Genomic DNA, 13,348 nt, shown 5'->3' with positions numbered 1-13,348 from the left:
AGACCCCGTGGGGGTTCGGAACTCATCGGTCGGCGGTGCACGGGGGAGGGGCGGTGCGGACACCGGGGCCCTCCCCCCGGCGGCGCGTTACTTGCTCGCGGCGAAGCGCATCAGGGCCAGTTCGTCGCCCTGCTTGATCTTGCCGGTGACGTTGATGACCTCGAGCTTCCAGGTGGTGCCGAACCGCACCGCCTTGGCGACCGCGCAGCCGTTGTCCGTGGTGAGCATGCTCGGCCAGATGTCCGCGACCTGCTGGGTGCTGCCGCCGGTGGCGTCGTAGACCTTGAAGCTGATGTTGCGGGCCTTCTGGAAGGAACTGCCCTTCTTGTAGGCGGCGGCGACGAAGACGATCGACGTGATGTGCGGCGGGATCTTCGCGAACTCGACGGTGACCGTCTCGTCGTCGCCGTCCCCGTGGCCGGTCTGGTTGTCGCCGCTGTGGAGCAGGGAGCCGTTGCCGATGGGGTCGAGCGAGTCGAGGCCCGCCAGGCGCACCGGGTCGCCGTCGTGCATGGCGATGGCGATCAGGTCGAGATCCGTGCCCGTCTTGCGGCGGAGCTTGCCCATCACCCCACCGCTGGCGCCCGCGGTGGGGTCCCAGGAGACCCCTATGGACAGATGGGTCACGCCGTCCAGGTCGGCGGGGCCGTCTTCCTTCGTAAGCGTAATCATGGGGACATACTGCACGGGCTCCGGCCGCGGTACCGGAACAGGCCCGGGAAACCCGGTGGCCCGGCGTCCCGCGGCCTCGCCATCATGGACAGATGCCGCAGCTGACCGCGCCGGACGTCCGCTTCCACGCCTCCTACCTCGACGCGGTACGGGAGTTCACCGAGTCCGGCGCGGACCCGGTCGTGCTGGTGGGGGAGGAGACCGGGCGGTACCGGAGGACGTGGCACGCGCCGGAGGGGTTCGCGGCCTATGTGGACATGGTGCTCGGGGAGCGGGAACGGCCGCGCAGGCCGGACTGGGTGCCGGTGACCAACCTCTGGTATGTCCAGGACGACGCCTTCCTCGGCAAGATCGCGATCCGGCACCGACTCAGCCCGTTCCTGCTGGAGTTCGGCGGCCACATCGGCTACGCGGTCCGTCCGAGTGCCCGGCGAAGGGGGCACGCCACGGCCATGCTCGCGGCGGCCCTGCCGGTCTGCCGTCAACTGGGCATCAACCGGGCCCTGGTCACCTGTGACACCACCAACACCGCGTCTCGTAAGGTGATCGAGGCCAATGGCGGAGAATTCGAGGATCGGCGCGGCGCAAAGCTGCGGTACTGGATCCGTACGGGGAACTGAGGCGTCTACGTCGTTATGGACCTGGAGAAGCGGCCTGCGCCGCAGCACCCCGCGTCGCAGCAGCCCGCGCCCGAGGGATGTCTGACCGTCGCGATTCGCATCCCTGTGCGCATCGTCGTGCTCGTGCTGGTCGTGCCCGTGCGCATGGTGTGGGACGCGCTCGTCGTGGTGGGACGGTTCCTGCGCGACCACGTGCTGCGGCCGCTGTGGCGGGCGCTGGTCGTGTGGCCCTGCGTGGCCCTGTGGCGGTACGTGGTCGTGCCGGTCGCCAAGGCGTTCGGATGGCTCGGCAAGGTACTCGTCGTCGTCCCCCTGGTGTGGCTGTACCGGTATGTGCTGACACCGGTCGGGCACGGCATCGCGTGGGTCGTGCGGGGGATCGGGGCCGGCCTGGCATGGGTGTACGCGCGCGTGCTCACTCCCGTCGGCCACGGGATCGTATGGCTCCTCAAGGGCGTCGGAGCCGTGCTGGCCTGGATCTTCACACCGATCGGGCGCGCGATCGCCTGGTGCGTGGGCGGGCTCGTGTGGCTGGCGGGCACGATCGCGCGCGGCGTCGGCGTCGCCCTGTACTGGATCGCGCGGATCCTGCTCGTCCTGCCCGCGATCGCCCTGTGGCGCTGGGTCCTCGCGCCCGTGGGAAGGGTTCTCGCCGTCATCGGGCGGGAGGTCTGGGACGCGCTCGGGCACGCCTGGCGGATCGCCGGGCACATCTCGCTCGCCGTCGGACGCTTCCTCGGGACCCTCTTCCGGTGGATCTTCGTCGAGCCGGTGCGCTGGGTGTACCGCACGGTGCTGACCCCGGTCGGGCACGTGATCCGCGACCTGGTGCTGCGTCCCGTCGCCGAGGCCGCGCGCAGTGTGGGACGGATCACCCGGGCCGCGCTCGCCTCCGCCCGTGAGTCCGTGCGGGAGGCCCGTGCCGACTTCCGGCGCATGCTCTTCGGCGAACCCCGTGCGAGGGAAGCGGTGGCCCGGCGGGAACCGACCGGCGCCGACACACGTACTCTTGGTAGCAGTACGACCGCACTCACGAAGGACTGAGCGACACTGGGCAAGCGACAGCCCGAAGGCCCGCCGCCCGCACCGGCGGTGCAGCGCATCCGACTGCGCTACACCAAGCGCGGCCGCCTCCGGTTCACCAGCCACCGTGACTTCCAGCGCGCTTTCGAGCGTGCGCTGCGCCGCGCCGAGGTGCCCATGGCGTACTCGGCGGGGTTCACGCCGCATCCGAAGGTGTCGTACGCCAATGCCGCACCCACCGGCACGGGCAGTGAGGCGGAGTACCTGGAGATCGCGCTCACACAGGCGCGCGACCCGGAGAAGCTCCGGCTCCTCCTCGACGAGTCGCTGCCCGCCGGGCTCGACGTCGTCGACGCGGTCGAGGCCCGCACCTCGGGGCTCGCCGACCGGCTCACCGCTTCCGTGTGGGAGCTCAGGCTGGACGGCGTGGACCCGGCGGAGGCCGAGCGCGCGGTCGCCGCGTTCAGGACCGCCGAGGCGGTCGAGGTCCAGCGCACCACCAAGAACGGCCTGAGGACCTTCGACGCCCGCCCCGCGGTCGTCCAGCTCGAAACGCACAGTGAACCTGCTGATAGGCCGACCGACCAGCCCTGTGCGATACTGCGGCTGGTTGTTCGGCACGTGACGCCTGCCGTTCGACCCGACGACGTCCTGTCCGGTCTCCGCGCCGTGGCCGACCTGGCGCCGCCGGTCCCCGCAGCGGTGACCAGGCTGGCGCAGGGGCTGCTCGATGAAGAGACCGGCACGGTGACCGACCCGCTCGCGCCCGACCGCGAGGCAGTCGAGGCCCACTCAACGGCCGAACCGACTGCCGCCGCGAAGGCGCCGGCGTAAGGAAGGTCCCGCGAAGGACGGGCGTCGTAGCGCAGCCCTCGTACTCGGGAGCCACCTGGGTCGGGCAGCGCACTGACCACAAGACTTTCGCCAGGCCGTACCAACAAGGGCGTACGGAACCGGCGAGACAGGACACAGAGAGCTTCCGTGCGGCGCCCGCGCCCCGGACGGCGGCACCGCGCATCGCGCGAGCCGCGGACGTCACCGGCATCCTTGCCGGACCAGGCGCGGCGCCCGGGAGCCTGACGGGAGACAAGCCCGCATGCTCGAACCGACCGAACCCACCGAGGGTTCCGAACAGAACACTCCGAGCGACACCCTGCCGCCGCGTCGGCGGCGCCGTGCCGCGTCCAGGCCGGCGGGACCGCCGGTCGCCGCCGCGGGTGGCGAGGAGATCGTCACCCCGGCCATACCGGCCGCGGAGGCCGAGGACCTCGTCACGGACGAGGAGGAGAAGCTCGACGAGAACGTCGAGATCACCGCGAGCGTCGAGGCGGAGGAGCCGGCCGAGGCCGCCGCGTCCGCCGGGCGTCCGCGTCGGCGTGCGACGCGCCGGGCGTCCGCGCCCGCCGGTGCGCCCGCCGCGGCTGAGACTGCCGAGACCGTGGTGCCGGTGGCCGCCGAGGCGTCCGTCGAAGCCGTGGCCGCCGAGAGCGCGCCCGCCGTGGAGACCACGGCCGAGGACGCGGCCCCGCCCCGTACCCGTCGGCGTGCGACCCGTCGGGTGTCGGCGCCTGCCGCCGCACCCGCCGAGTCCGCCGAGACCGAGACTGCCGTGACCGCCGAGGCGCCCGCCGCCGAAGCCGTGGAGACCGCCGCGCCCGCCGCGCGCACCCGGCGCAGGGCCTCCCGGCGTGCTGCCGCTCCGGCCGGCGCCCCGGAGGCCACCGAGGTCTCCGAGCCGGCTGAGCCCGAGACGGTCGAGCCGGTGGCCGCGGAAGCGCCCGCCGAGCCCGTCGAGGCGGTCGAGACCGCCGCCGAGTCCGAGGACGCGGCCCCGCGTCGCCGTCGGCGCGCCACGCGGCGCGTGTCCGCGCCGGTCGCCGAGACCGCCGAGCCGGCCGAGAGCGCTGCCGCGGAGGCGGCACCGGTCGCCGAGGCACCCGTCGCCGAGGTCGCGGCCGCCGAGGCCCCCGTCGAGGAGGCCGCCCCGCGCCGTGCCCGTCGTCGGTCCGTTCGCCAGGCGGCCACCGGGTTCTCCGAGCCCGCGCGCCAGGCCGTCGGTGCCGAGGACGAGGAGAACGGCTCCCGTCGGCCCGCGCGACCCGCGGTCGCCGTGTTCCAGGCGCCCGTCTTCACCGAGCCGCAGTTCCAGACCCCGCAGCGGGCCGCCGCCGAGGCCGCCGCGGAGGCGGAGGCCGGACCGAGCGAGCCGGCCGAGACCGTCGAGCCGGTCGAGGAGATCGCCGAGGAGCAGACCGGGTCGCGGCGCCGCCGCCGGCGCCGGGGTGCCGGTGACGAGCCCGAGGTGCAGGAGACCGTCGCCGAGACCGTCGTAGAGGAAGAAGAGACGGACGACGGCGCCGAGGACTCCGCAGAGGAGGACGAGGCCGAGGAGACCGGGTCGCGCAGGCGCCGTCGCCGCGGTGGCCGTCGTCGTCGCCGGGGCGATTCCGCCGAGGCCTCCGGTGACGAGGAGGCGGACGACTCCGACGAGCAGGACGCCGAGCAGGGCGGGCGGTCCGGGCGGTCGCAGTCCGAGCACTCCGCCCGGTCCGCGCAGGACGAGGACGGCGACGAGCAGGACGACGAGGACGACGAGGACGCCCGTTCCGACGAGTCCGGTGGTTCCAGCTCCAGCAGCCGTCGCCGTCGTCGCCGCAGGCGTCGCGCCGGTGACTCCTCGGTCGACGCCGAGCCCGGGGACACCGACCCCGAGCGGACCGTCGTCAAGGTGCGCGAGCCGCGCGCGAAGGCCGAGCCGTCCGACGAGGTGCAGTCCATCAAGGGCTCGACCCGTCTGGAGGCCAAGAAGCAGCGCCGCCGTGAGGGCCGCGAGCAGGGGCGTCGCCGCGTCCCGATCATCACCGAGGCCGAGTTCCTCGCCCGCCGCGAGGCCGTCGAGCGTGTGATGGTCGTCCGGCAGAGCGGTGAGCGCACCCAGATCGGCGTCCTCGAGGACGGTGTGCTCGTCGAGCACTACGTCAACAAGGAGCAGGCCACCTCGTACGTCGGCAACGTCTACCTGGGCAAGGTCCAGAACGTGCTGCCGTCGATGGAGGCCGCCTTCATCGACATCGGCAAGGGCCGCAACGCGGTGCTCTACGCCGGTGAGGTCAACTTCGAGGCGCTCGGCATGGCCAACGGGCCGCGCCGCATCGAGTCCGCGCTCAAGTCCGGCCAGCCCGTGCTCGTCCAGGTGACGAAGGACCCGATCGGGCACAAGGGCGCGCGTCTGACCAGCCAGGTCTCCCTCCCGGGCCGCTACCTCGTGTACGTGCCCGAGGGCTCCATGACCGGCATCAGCCGCAAGCTGCCCGACACCGAGCGGGCGCGTCTGAAGACCATCCTCAAGAAGATCGTCCCCGAGGACGCGGGCGTCATCGTGCGCACCGCCGCCGAGGGCGCGAGCGAGGACGAGCTGCGCCGCGACGTCGAGCGGCTCCAGGCGCAGTGGGAGGACATCCAGCGGAAGGCGAAGAGCGGCAACGCGCCGACGCTGCTCTACGGCGAGCCGGACATGACCGTCCGGGTCGTCCGCGACATCTTCAACGAGGACTTCTCCAAGGTCGTCGTCAGCGGTGACGAGGCCTGGCAGACCGTCCACGGTTACGTCTCGCACGTCGCCCCCGACCTCGCCGAGCGCCTGTCGAAGTGGACCTCCGAGGTCGACGTCTTCGCCACGTACCGGATCGACGAGCAGCTCGCCAAGGCGCTGGACCGCAAGGTCTGGCTGCCCAGCGGCGGTTCGCTGGTGATCGACCGGACCGAGGCGATGGTCGTCGTCGACGTCAACACCGGCAAGTTCACCGGCCAGGGCGGCAACCTGGAGGAGACGGTCACCAGGAACAACCTGGAGGCTGCCGAGGAGATCGTGCGTCAGCTGCGGCTGCGCGACCTCGGCGGCATCATCGTGATCGACTTCATCGACATGGTGCTGGAGTCCAACCGGGACCTGGTGCTGCGCCGTCTGCTGGAGTGCCTGGGCCGGGACCGGACCAAGCACCAGGTCGCCGAGGTCACCTCGCTGGGCCTGGTCCAGATGACCCGCAAGCGGGTCGGCCAGGGTCTGCTGGAGTCCTTCTCGGAGACCTGCGTCCACTGCAACGGCCGCGGTGTCATCGTGCACATGGAGCAGCTGACCTCCGCCGGTGGCGGCGGCAAGCGCAAGAAGCGCGGGCGTGGCGGCGACGGGCACGAGCACACCCACGAGGCCGCGGTCGCCGTGGAGGCTCCCGAGGAGGTCGAGACCGAGGCGGAGCTCGCCGCCGAGGTGGCCGAGCCCGTCTCCCTGGCCCCGGCGGAGTTCGCGCCCGACGAGGAGTTGTTCAGCAGCGTCGCCGAGGCGGAGGCCGCCGCCACGCGTGGGCGGGGTCGTCGCAGGTCGAGCCGTCGGGCGTCGGCTCCGGCCGGGGCGCCGCGAGGCGCCGGGTCGAGGAGGTCGGGCGGCTTCGAGGAGTCGGCCGCCGAGGAGGCCCCGGTTTCCGGGAGCGCCGAGGTGCCGACCGCTCAGGCCGTGCCCGCGGAGGTCGAGGCCGAGCGTCCCGTGCAGCCGGAGACGGCCGCCGAGGCGCAGGCCGAGCCGTTCGCGGCGGAGGACCCGGTCGTCGAGGCCGCTCCCGTCGCCGAGGCACCGAAGGGCCGTACCCGTCGTCGCGCCACCCGCAAGGTGTCCGCGCCCGCCGGGTCGCCCGCGGGGGCCGAGGCCGCCGTGGTGACGGTCGCCGAGACCGCTCCGGTGGCCGAGCCGCAGGCCGAGGAGGCGCCGGTGGCGGCGCCTGCCGTGGCCGAGCCGGTCGCCGAGAGCGCCGCTCCGGCCCGTCCGCGTCGCCGTGCCGTCCGCAAGGCCACCGCGCCCACCGCGTCCGAGGAGGCGGCCGTCGTGGTCGTTCCCGCGGCCGAGGCGCCGGTCGGGACGGAGGAGCCCGCCGAGGAGGCGGCTCCGGCCAAGAAGACGGCCCGCAAGACGGCCAAGAAGGCCACGGCGAAGAAGGCGGCCACCAAGAAGACGGCTGCCAAGAAGACCGTCGCGAAGAAGACCGCCGCCAAGAAGACGACCGCGAAGAAGGCGGCGTCGAAGAAGACGGTGGCGGCCGAGCAGCAGTCGGCGCCGACCGTCTCGACTCCGGCGGACGAGGCCTGACGGACCGGCACCGAATAATTTCAGCCGTCTGAAGATCGAAATCCGCTCCTGGTTCGCCGGGGGCGGATTTCGTGATTCTGTGGCTATTGCGTCCGACGGAAAGTTGTCAACCGGTGATCGATCATGTGAATGGCCGGTGAATCCCGGTCCTGTCCCCAGGGTTATGATGTGAGCCGAGATTGACACTTAATTTAGACAAATAGGGATTTTCGTGAAGGCTCTCGTGCTCTCCGGGGGAGCGGGCACCCGCCTCCGCCCGATCACTCACACCTCGGCCAAGCAGTTGGTGCCGGTCGCCAACAAGCCCGTGCTGTTCTACGGCCTGGAGGCCATCGCCGAGGCCGGGATCAGCGAGGTGGGCATCGTCGTCGGCGACACCGCGGACGAGATCCGCGAGGCGGTCGGCGACGGCTCCCAGTTCGGGATCAAGGTCACCTACATCCCGCAGGAAGCACCGCTGGGCCTCGCCCACGCCGTGCTCATCGCGCAGGAGTTCCTCGGCGACGAGGACTTCGTCATGTACCTCGGCGACAACTTCATCGTCGGTGGCATCACCGGTCTGGTGGACGAGTTCCGCGCCGAGCGGCCCGACGCGCAGATCCTGCTGACCCGGGTCCCCAACCCCACCTCCTTCGGTGTCGCCGAACTCGACGGCGACGGCCGGGTGGTGGGCCTGGAGGAGAAGCCCAAGCAGCCCAAGAGCGACCTCGCCCTCGTCGGCGTCTACCTCTTCACGCCGGCCATACACGAGGCCGTCCGCTCCATCGAGCCGTCCTGGCGCGGCGAGCTGGAGATCACCCATGCGATCCAGTGGCTGATCGACCAGAAGCGTGACGTCCGCTCCACGACCATCTCCGGCTACTGGAAGGACACCGGCAACGTCACCGACATGCTGGAGGTCAACCGGTCGGTCCTGGAGACCGTCGACCCGGTGAACGAGGGCACGGTCGACGACAGCAGCGAGATCATCGGCCGGGTCCGGATCGAGGCGGGCGCCAGCGTCAGTGGCAGCCGGATCGTCGGTCCTGCCATCATCGGTGCCGGCACGGTGGTCAACGACGCCTACATCGGTCCGTTCACGTCCGTCTCCGAGGACTGCCGGATCGAGGACAGCGAAATCGAGTACTCCATCGTGCTGCGCGGCTCGTCCGTGACCGGCGTGCGCCGCGTGGAGGCCTCGCTCATCGGACGTGACGTCGAGGTCACGCCCGCGCCCCGCAACCCCAAGGCACACCGGCTCGTGCTCGGTGATCACAGCAAGGTGCAGATCTCTTCATGACCACTCGGATTCTGGTGACCGGCGGTGCCGGCTTCATCGGCTCGCACTACGTCCGTACCGTGCTCGGCCCCGAGGGCCCCGGTGACGTCTCGGTCACCGTCCTCGACAAGCTGACCTACGCGGGCAACCCGGCCAACCTCGACGAGGTGCGCGAGCACCCGGGCTTCGCCTTCGTGCAGGGCGACATCTGCGACCCCGAGCTGGTCGGCAAGCTGATGGCCGAGCACGACCAGGTGGTGCACTTCGCCGCCGAGTCGCACGTGGACCGCTCCATCGACGGCGGCGCCGAGTTCGTGCGCACCAACGTGGTCGGCACCCACACCCTCATCGACGCGGCCCACCGCGCGGGCATCAAGACCTTCGTACACATCTCCACCGACGAGGTCTACGGCTCGATCGACGAGGGCTCCTGGCCCGAGACGCACCCGCTGGAGCCCAACTCGCCGTACTCCTCGGCGAAGGCGTCCAGCGACCTGATCGCGCTGTCGTACCACCGCACCCACGGCCTGGACGTGCGCGTGACCCGCTGCTCCAACAACTACGGGCACCACCACTTCCCCGAGAAGGTCATCCCGCTCTTCGTGACCAACCTCCTCGACGGCAAGAAGGTCCCGCTGTACGGCGACGGCGGCAACGTCCGCGACTGGCTGCACATCGACGACCACGTCCAGGGCATCGAGCTCGTGCGCACCAAGGGCCGCGCCGGTGAGGTCTACAACATCGGCGGCGGCACCGAGCTCTCCAACAAGGAGCTCACCGGGCTGCTGCTGAAGGCGTGCGGCGCCGACTGGGACACCAGCGTCGAGTACGTCGAGGACCGCAAGGGCCACGACCGCCGCTACTCCGTCGACTGCACGAAGATCCGCGAGGAGCTCGGCTACGAGCCCCGCAAGAGCTTCGAGCAGGGTCTCGCCGAGACCGTGCAGTGGTACCGCGACAACCGCGCCTGGTGGGAGCCGCTGAAGGAGCGGGCCGCGCTGTGACCGACAACCGCACCTGGCTGGTCACGGGCGCGGGCGGCATGCTGGGCCAGGACGTCCTGGCCCGGCTGGCCCAGTCGGGGGAGCGGTACGTCGCCCTCGACCGCAAGGCGCTGGACCTCACCGACGCCGACGCCGTGAGCGCGGCGCTCGAAGAGCACCGGCCCGCCGTCGTCGTCAACTGCGCGGCCTGGACCGCCGTGGACGACGCCGAGACCCGTGAGGACGAGGCGCTCGCCATCAACGGCGACGGGCCGCGCAACCTCGCCGAGGCCTGCGCCCGCACCGGCGCCGTCCTGCTGCACGTCTCCACGGACTACGTCTTCGCCGGGGACGCCACCACGCCGTACCCCGAGGACGCGCCCACCGCGCCCCGCAGCGCCTACGGCCGCACCAAGCTGGCCGGGGAGAAGGCGGTCCTCGCGAACGAGCGCGGTTACGTCGTGCGCACCGCCTGGCTCTACGGCACCGGCGGCCCCAACTTCGTCAAGACGATGATCAAGCTGGAGGGCGTCAAGGACACCCTCGACGTCGTCGACGACCAGCGTGGCCAGCCCACCTGGAGCGCCGACCTCGCGGGCCTGCTGGTCGAGCTGGGGCGCGGCGCCCTGGCCGGCACCGCACCGGCCGGCGTCTACCACGGCACCAACTCCGGCGAGACCACCTGGCACGGCTTCACCCAGGAGATCTTCCGGCTGCTGGGCACCGACCCGGACCGGGTCCGTCCCACCACCAGCGAGGCCTTCGTGCGCCCCGCGCCCCGCCCCGCCTACAGCGTCCTCGGCCACGGCCGGTTCGCCGAGGCCGGCATCGAGCCGCTGCGCGACTGGCGTACGGCCCTCACCGAGGCCTTCCCGGAGATCCACCGGGTCCATCTGAAGGAGAACACGGCGTGACGGTCAAGGTCAGCGTCGTCATCGCGGTCTACAACCCCGGCAAATACGTCGAGGACTGCATCACGGGCCTGCTCCGGCAGAGCCTGACCCCGGACGAGTTCGAGGTCTTCTTCGTCGACGACGGCTCCACCGACGAGACCCCGGCCCGCCTGGACCAGCTCGCCGCCGAGCACCCCCACTTCCACGTCATCCACCAGGAGTCCTCCGGCTGGTCGGGCAAGCCCCGCAACACCGGTATCGAGGCCGCCCAGGGCGAGTACGTCATGTTCGTCGACCACGACGACTGGCTGGGCGACGAGGCTCTGGAGCGGATGTACGACTACGGCAAGGCCAACGAGGCCGACGTCGTCGTGGGCAAGATGGCAGGCATCGGACGGCCGGTCCCGCAGGAGCTGTTCCGGGTCAACCGGCCGCGTGCCACGGTGTCCAACGCGCCGCTGATCGACAGCCTCACCCCGCACAAGATGTTCCGGCGGGAGTTCCTCAACGAGCACAACATGCGCTTCAAGGAGGGCCGCCGCCGACTCGAGGACCACGTCTTCGTCGTCGAGGCCTACCTGCGCGCCAAGAGCGTCGCCGTGCTCGGCGACTACCTGTGCTACTACCACATCACCCGTGACGACGGCTCGAACGCGGGCTTCCAGCGCTTCGACCCGGTCGGTTACTTCGGCAACCTGCGCGAGGCCCTCGACGTCGTCGAGGAGCTGACCGAGCCGGGCGCGCTGCGCGACAAGCTGTTCAGCCGCTGGCTGCGCAACGAGATGGTCGAGCGGCTGCGCGGCCAGCGCCTGCTGAAGCTCCCCGAGGACTACGCCGAGGAGCTGTACACCGAGATCCACAAGGTGGTCACCGAGCGCTTCGGACCCGGTGTCGTCGCCCGTCTCGGTCTCACCCAGAAGGTCGTCGCCGGGCTGATCTTCGCCGACCGCTACCAGGACATCCGCACCCTCGCCGAGTGGGAGGCCGGGATCAAGCCCACCGGCAGCCTCACCTCGCTGGAGTGGCAGGACGGCACCCTGAAGGTCGGCTTCGACTCCGAACTCCAGATCGACGGCGAGCCGATGACGTTCCGCCGTGACGGCGAGCGCCGGCTGCTCGGTCTGCCGCTGTCCGACGAGGCGCTCAAGGCCCTCGACGACCAGGGCATCAAGCTGGACGCCCCGCTCGCCAAGAGCGACGTCGACCTGGTGGTCCGGCACCGCGAGGACGCCCGGCAGTTCTACCTGCCCGTCACGAGCGAGCTGCAGGAGATCGCAGCCGGGGACGGGGTCTTCCGGCAGCGGATCTCCGCCCGCGCCGAGCTCGACCCCGAGACCGCGGCCTCCGGAGCCCCGCTCGACAAGGGCATCTGGGACCTGCACCTCAGGATCAAGTCCTGCGGCTGGAGCAAGGAGACCCGGCTCGGCGCGGTGCGCGGCGAGGACGTCGAGGCCGGTCGCCTGGCCGCCCTCACCGGCGAGCCCAAGCGGCTCGTGCTGCCGTACTGGACCGACGGTCCCGGCAACCTCTCGCTCGACGTGGACCAGCACACCAACAAGCTGGAGGGCGAGGCGGTCGCCGTCATGCCGCCCGCCGAGGGCACGGTCGAGGGTTCCGTCGTACGGCTGCCCCTGCCGCTGCACGTCGCCGCGACCGGCGGGGACTCCGTCCAGCTGCGCTTCGAGCGCAAGAACGTCGGCAAGTACCCGGCCGACGCCGCCCTGGACGGCCGTACCGTCACCGCCACGCTGCCGCTGGAGAAGCTGACCGGCATGCGCTGGGCGGTCCGGGTCGGTGTGCCGTCCGCGGCCCGCGGTGAGCGCAAGTGGACGCGGCTCCCGGTCGATGTCGTGGTGGACGCCTCCGGTGCCGCCAAGGTGATCGACCGGCACACCCCGCCCGCGAAGTCCGCCGCGAAGAAGGCGGCCGCCCCGAAGAAGAAGGCGACCGCGCCGCGCCCGCTGTGGCGCCGTGCCGCCGGGCGTATCAAGCGCGCCCTGACCAACCAGAAGAAGGGCTGAGACCTCCGCGATGCGACCCCTTTCGATCTCCGGTGCCTGGGTGTTCGAGCCGAAGGTCTTCCCCGACGGCCGGGGCAGCTTTCACGAGTGGTTCAAGGCCCCTGTCTTCGCGGAGGCCGCGGGCCACCCGCTGAGCCTGGCCCAGGCCAACATGTCGGTCTCCAGCCGGGGCACCCTGCGCGGCATCCACTTCGCCGACGTGCCGCCCGGGCAGGCCAAGTACGTCAAGTGCGTGCGCGGCGCGGTCCTCGACGTGATCGTGGACATCCGGGTGGGCTCGCCCACCTACGGCCAGTGGGAGATCGTCCGCCTGGACGACCAGGACCACCACGCCGTCTACCTCTCCGAGGGGCTCGGCCACGGGTTCATGGCGCTCACCGACGACGCCACCGTGGTCTACCTGTGCTCCGAGGGGTACGCGCCGCAGCGCGAGCACGGCGTCCACCCGCTCGACCCGGAGATCGGCATCGAGTGGCCCGAGGGGATCACCCCGCTGCTCTCCCCCAAGGACGAGCAGGCGCCGACCCTGGCCGAGGCGCGTGAGCAGGGGCTGCTGCCCTCCTACGAGGAGTGCGTGGCGTACCGGGAGAGCCTCGGCTCCTGACGCGTGGGTTTGAACGCGACGGGGCCCGGTTTGACCCGTTCGGCCGCGGCCCCGTAACCTAGACCGTCGGCGTGTCCACTGGTGACACGCCACATCCCCGTAAACCTCTTCCTCTCGGGTCGCTGTTCTGGCCGGGA

General features: G+C 71.5%; 10 protein-coding genes. 9 read left to right on the top strand and 1 reads right to left on the bottom strand.

Annotated elements, in window-relative coordinates:
- Positions 1-87 precede the first annotated feature (87 nt).
- Positions 88-672 carry a TerD family protein gene (locus tag IOD14_RS37085; RefSeq protein ID WP_123989197.1) on the bottom strand — a complete coding sequence of 195 codons (585 nt, stop codon included), beginning with the start codon at positions 670-672 and terminating at the stop codon, positions 88-90.
- A 92-nt stretch (positions 673-764) separates the two neighbouring features.
- Between IOD14_RS37085 and IOD14_RS37080 the strand changes: the two genes are divergently transcribed.
- From IOD14_RS37080 to rfbC, 9 genes are all read left to right on the top strand, one after another.
- The gene (locus tag IOD14_RS37080; RefSeq protein ID WP_212672591.1) at positions 765-1,292 is read left to right on the top strand and encodes a GNAT family N-acetyltransferase; all 528 of its coding nucleotides are present in this window, start codon (positions 765-767) and stop codon (positions 1,290-1,292) included.
- Between the two features lie 15 nt (positions 1,293-1,307).
- Positions 1,308-2,336 (top strand): hypothetical protein, encoded by a 1,029-nt coding sequence (locus tag IOD14_RS37075; protein ID WP_212672590.1) that lies wholly within the window; start codon positions 1,308-1,310, stop codon positions 2,334-2,336.
- Positions 2,337-2,384: 48 nt separating this feature from the next.
- Positions 2,385-3,149: a TIGR03936 family radical SAM-associated protein gene (locus tag IOD14_RS37070; RefSeq protein ID WP_123989194.1), complete on the top strand. Its 765-nt coding sequence runs from the start codon at positions 2,385-2,387 to the stop codon at positions 3,147-3,149.
- A gap of 262 nt (positions 3,150-3,411) precedes the next feature.
- Positions 3,412-7,452 carry an Rne/Rng family ribonuclease gene (locus tag IOD14_RS37065; RefSeq protein WP_212672589.1) on the top strand — a complete coding sequence of 1,347 codons (4,041 nt, stop codon included), beginning with the start codon at positions 3,412-3,414 and terminating at the stop codon, positions 7,450-7,452.
- A 211-nt stretch (positions 7,453-7,663) separates the two neighbouring features.
- A complete protein-coding gene (locus tag IOD14_RS37060; RefSeq protein WP_212672587.1) occupies positions 7,664-8,731 on the top strand; it encodes a glucose-1-phosphate thymidylyltransferase in 1,068 nt (355 codons plus the stop codon).
- Positions 8,728-9,714, top strand: coding sequence for a dTDP-glucose 4,6-dehydratase (gene rfbB, locus IOD14_RS37055; protein ID WP_123989191.1), 987 nt, complete (start codon positions 8,728-8,730; stop codon positions 9,712-9,714). The genes IOD14_RS37060 and rfbB overlap by 4 nt, the downstream gene beginning before the upstream one ends.
- Complete coding sequence (gene rfbD / locus IOD14_RS37050) at positions 9,711-10,607, top strand: dTDP-4-dehydrorhamnose reductase (protein ID WP_212672586.1); 897 nt, start codon at positions 9,711-9,713, stop codon at positions 10,605-10,607. Before rfbB ends, rfbD begins: the two co-directional genes overlap by 4 nt.
- Positions 10,604-12,607 carry a glycosyltransferase gene (locus tag IOD14_RS37045; RefSeq protein ID WP_212672584.1) on the top strand — a complete coding sequence of 668 codons (2,004 nt, stop codon included), beginning with the start codon at positions 10,604-10,606 and terminating at the stop codon, positions 12,605-12,607. The genes rfbD and IOD14_RS37045 overlap by 4 nt, the downstream gene beginning before the upstream one ends.
- A 10-nt stretch (positions 12,608-12,617) precedes the next feature.
- A complete protein-coding gene (gene rfbC / locus IOD14_RS37040) occupies positions 12,618-13,211 on the top strand; it encodes a dTDP-4-dehydrorhamnose 3,5-epimerase (protein WP_212672582.1) in 594 nt (197 codons plus the stop codon).
- The last annotated feature ends 137 nt before the right edge of the window (positions 13,212-13,348 follow it).

The sequence above is a fragment of the Streptomyces sp. A2-16 genome (assembly GCF_018128905.1).
In the GTDB taxonomy this organism is placed as follows: Bacteria; Actinomycetota; Actinomycetes; order Streptomycetales; family Streptomycetaceae; genus Streptomyces.
Note: the sequence above shows the minus strand (reverse complement) of the source record. Positions and strands in the feature narration are given on the sequence as shown.

Coding starts and splice junctions, on each gene's coding strand:
- IOD14_RS37085 (WP_123989197.1), bottom strand. CDS start 672: ATGATTACGCTTACGAAGGAAGACGGCCCCGCCGACCTGGACGGCGTG.
- IOD14_RS37080 (WP_212672591.1), top strand. CDS start 765: ATGCCGCAGCTGACCGCGCCGGACGTCCGCTTCCACGCCTCCTACCTC.
- IOD14_RS37075 (WP_212672590.1), top strand. CDS start 1,308: ATGGACCTGGAGAAGCGGCCTGCGCCGCAGCACCCCGCGTCGCAGCAG.
- IOD14_RS37065 (WP_212672589.1), top strand. CDS start 3,412: ATGCTCGAACCGACCGAACCCACCGAGGGTTCCGAACAGAACACTCCG.
- rfbB (WP_123989191.1), top strand. CDS start 8,728: ATGACCACTCGGATTCTGGTGACCGGCGGTGCCGGCTTCATCGGCTCG.
- rfbC (WP_212672582.1), top strand. CDS start 12,618: ATGCGACCCCTTTCGATCTCCGGTGCCTGGGTGTTCGAGCCGAAGGTC.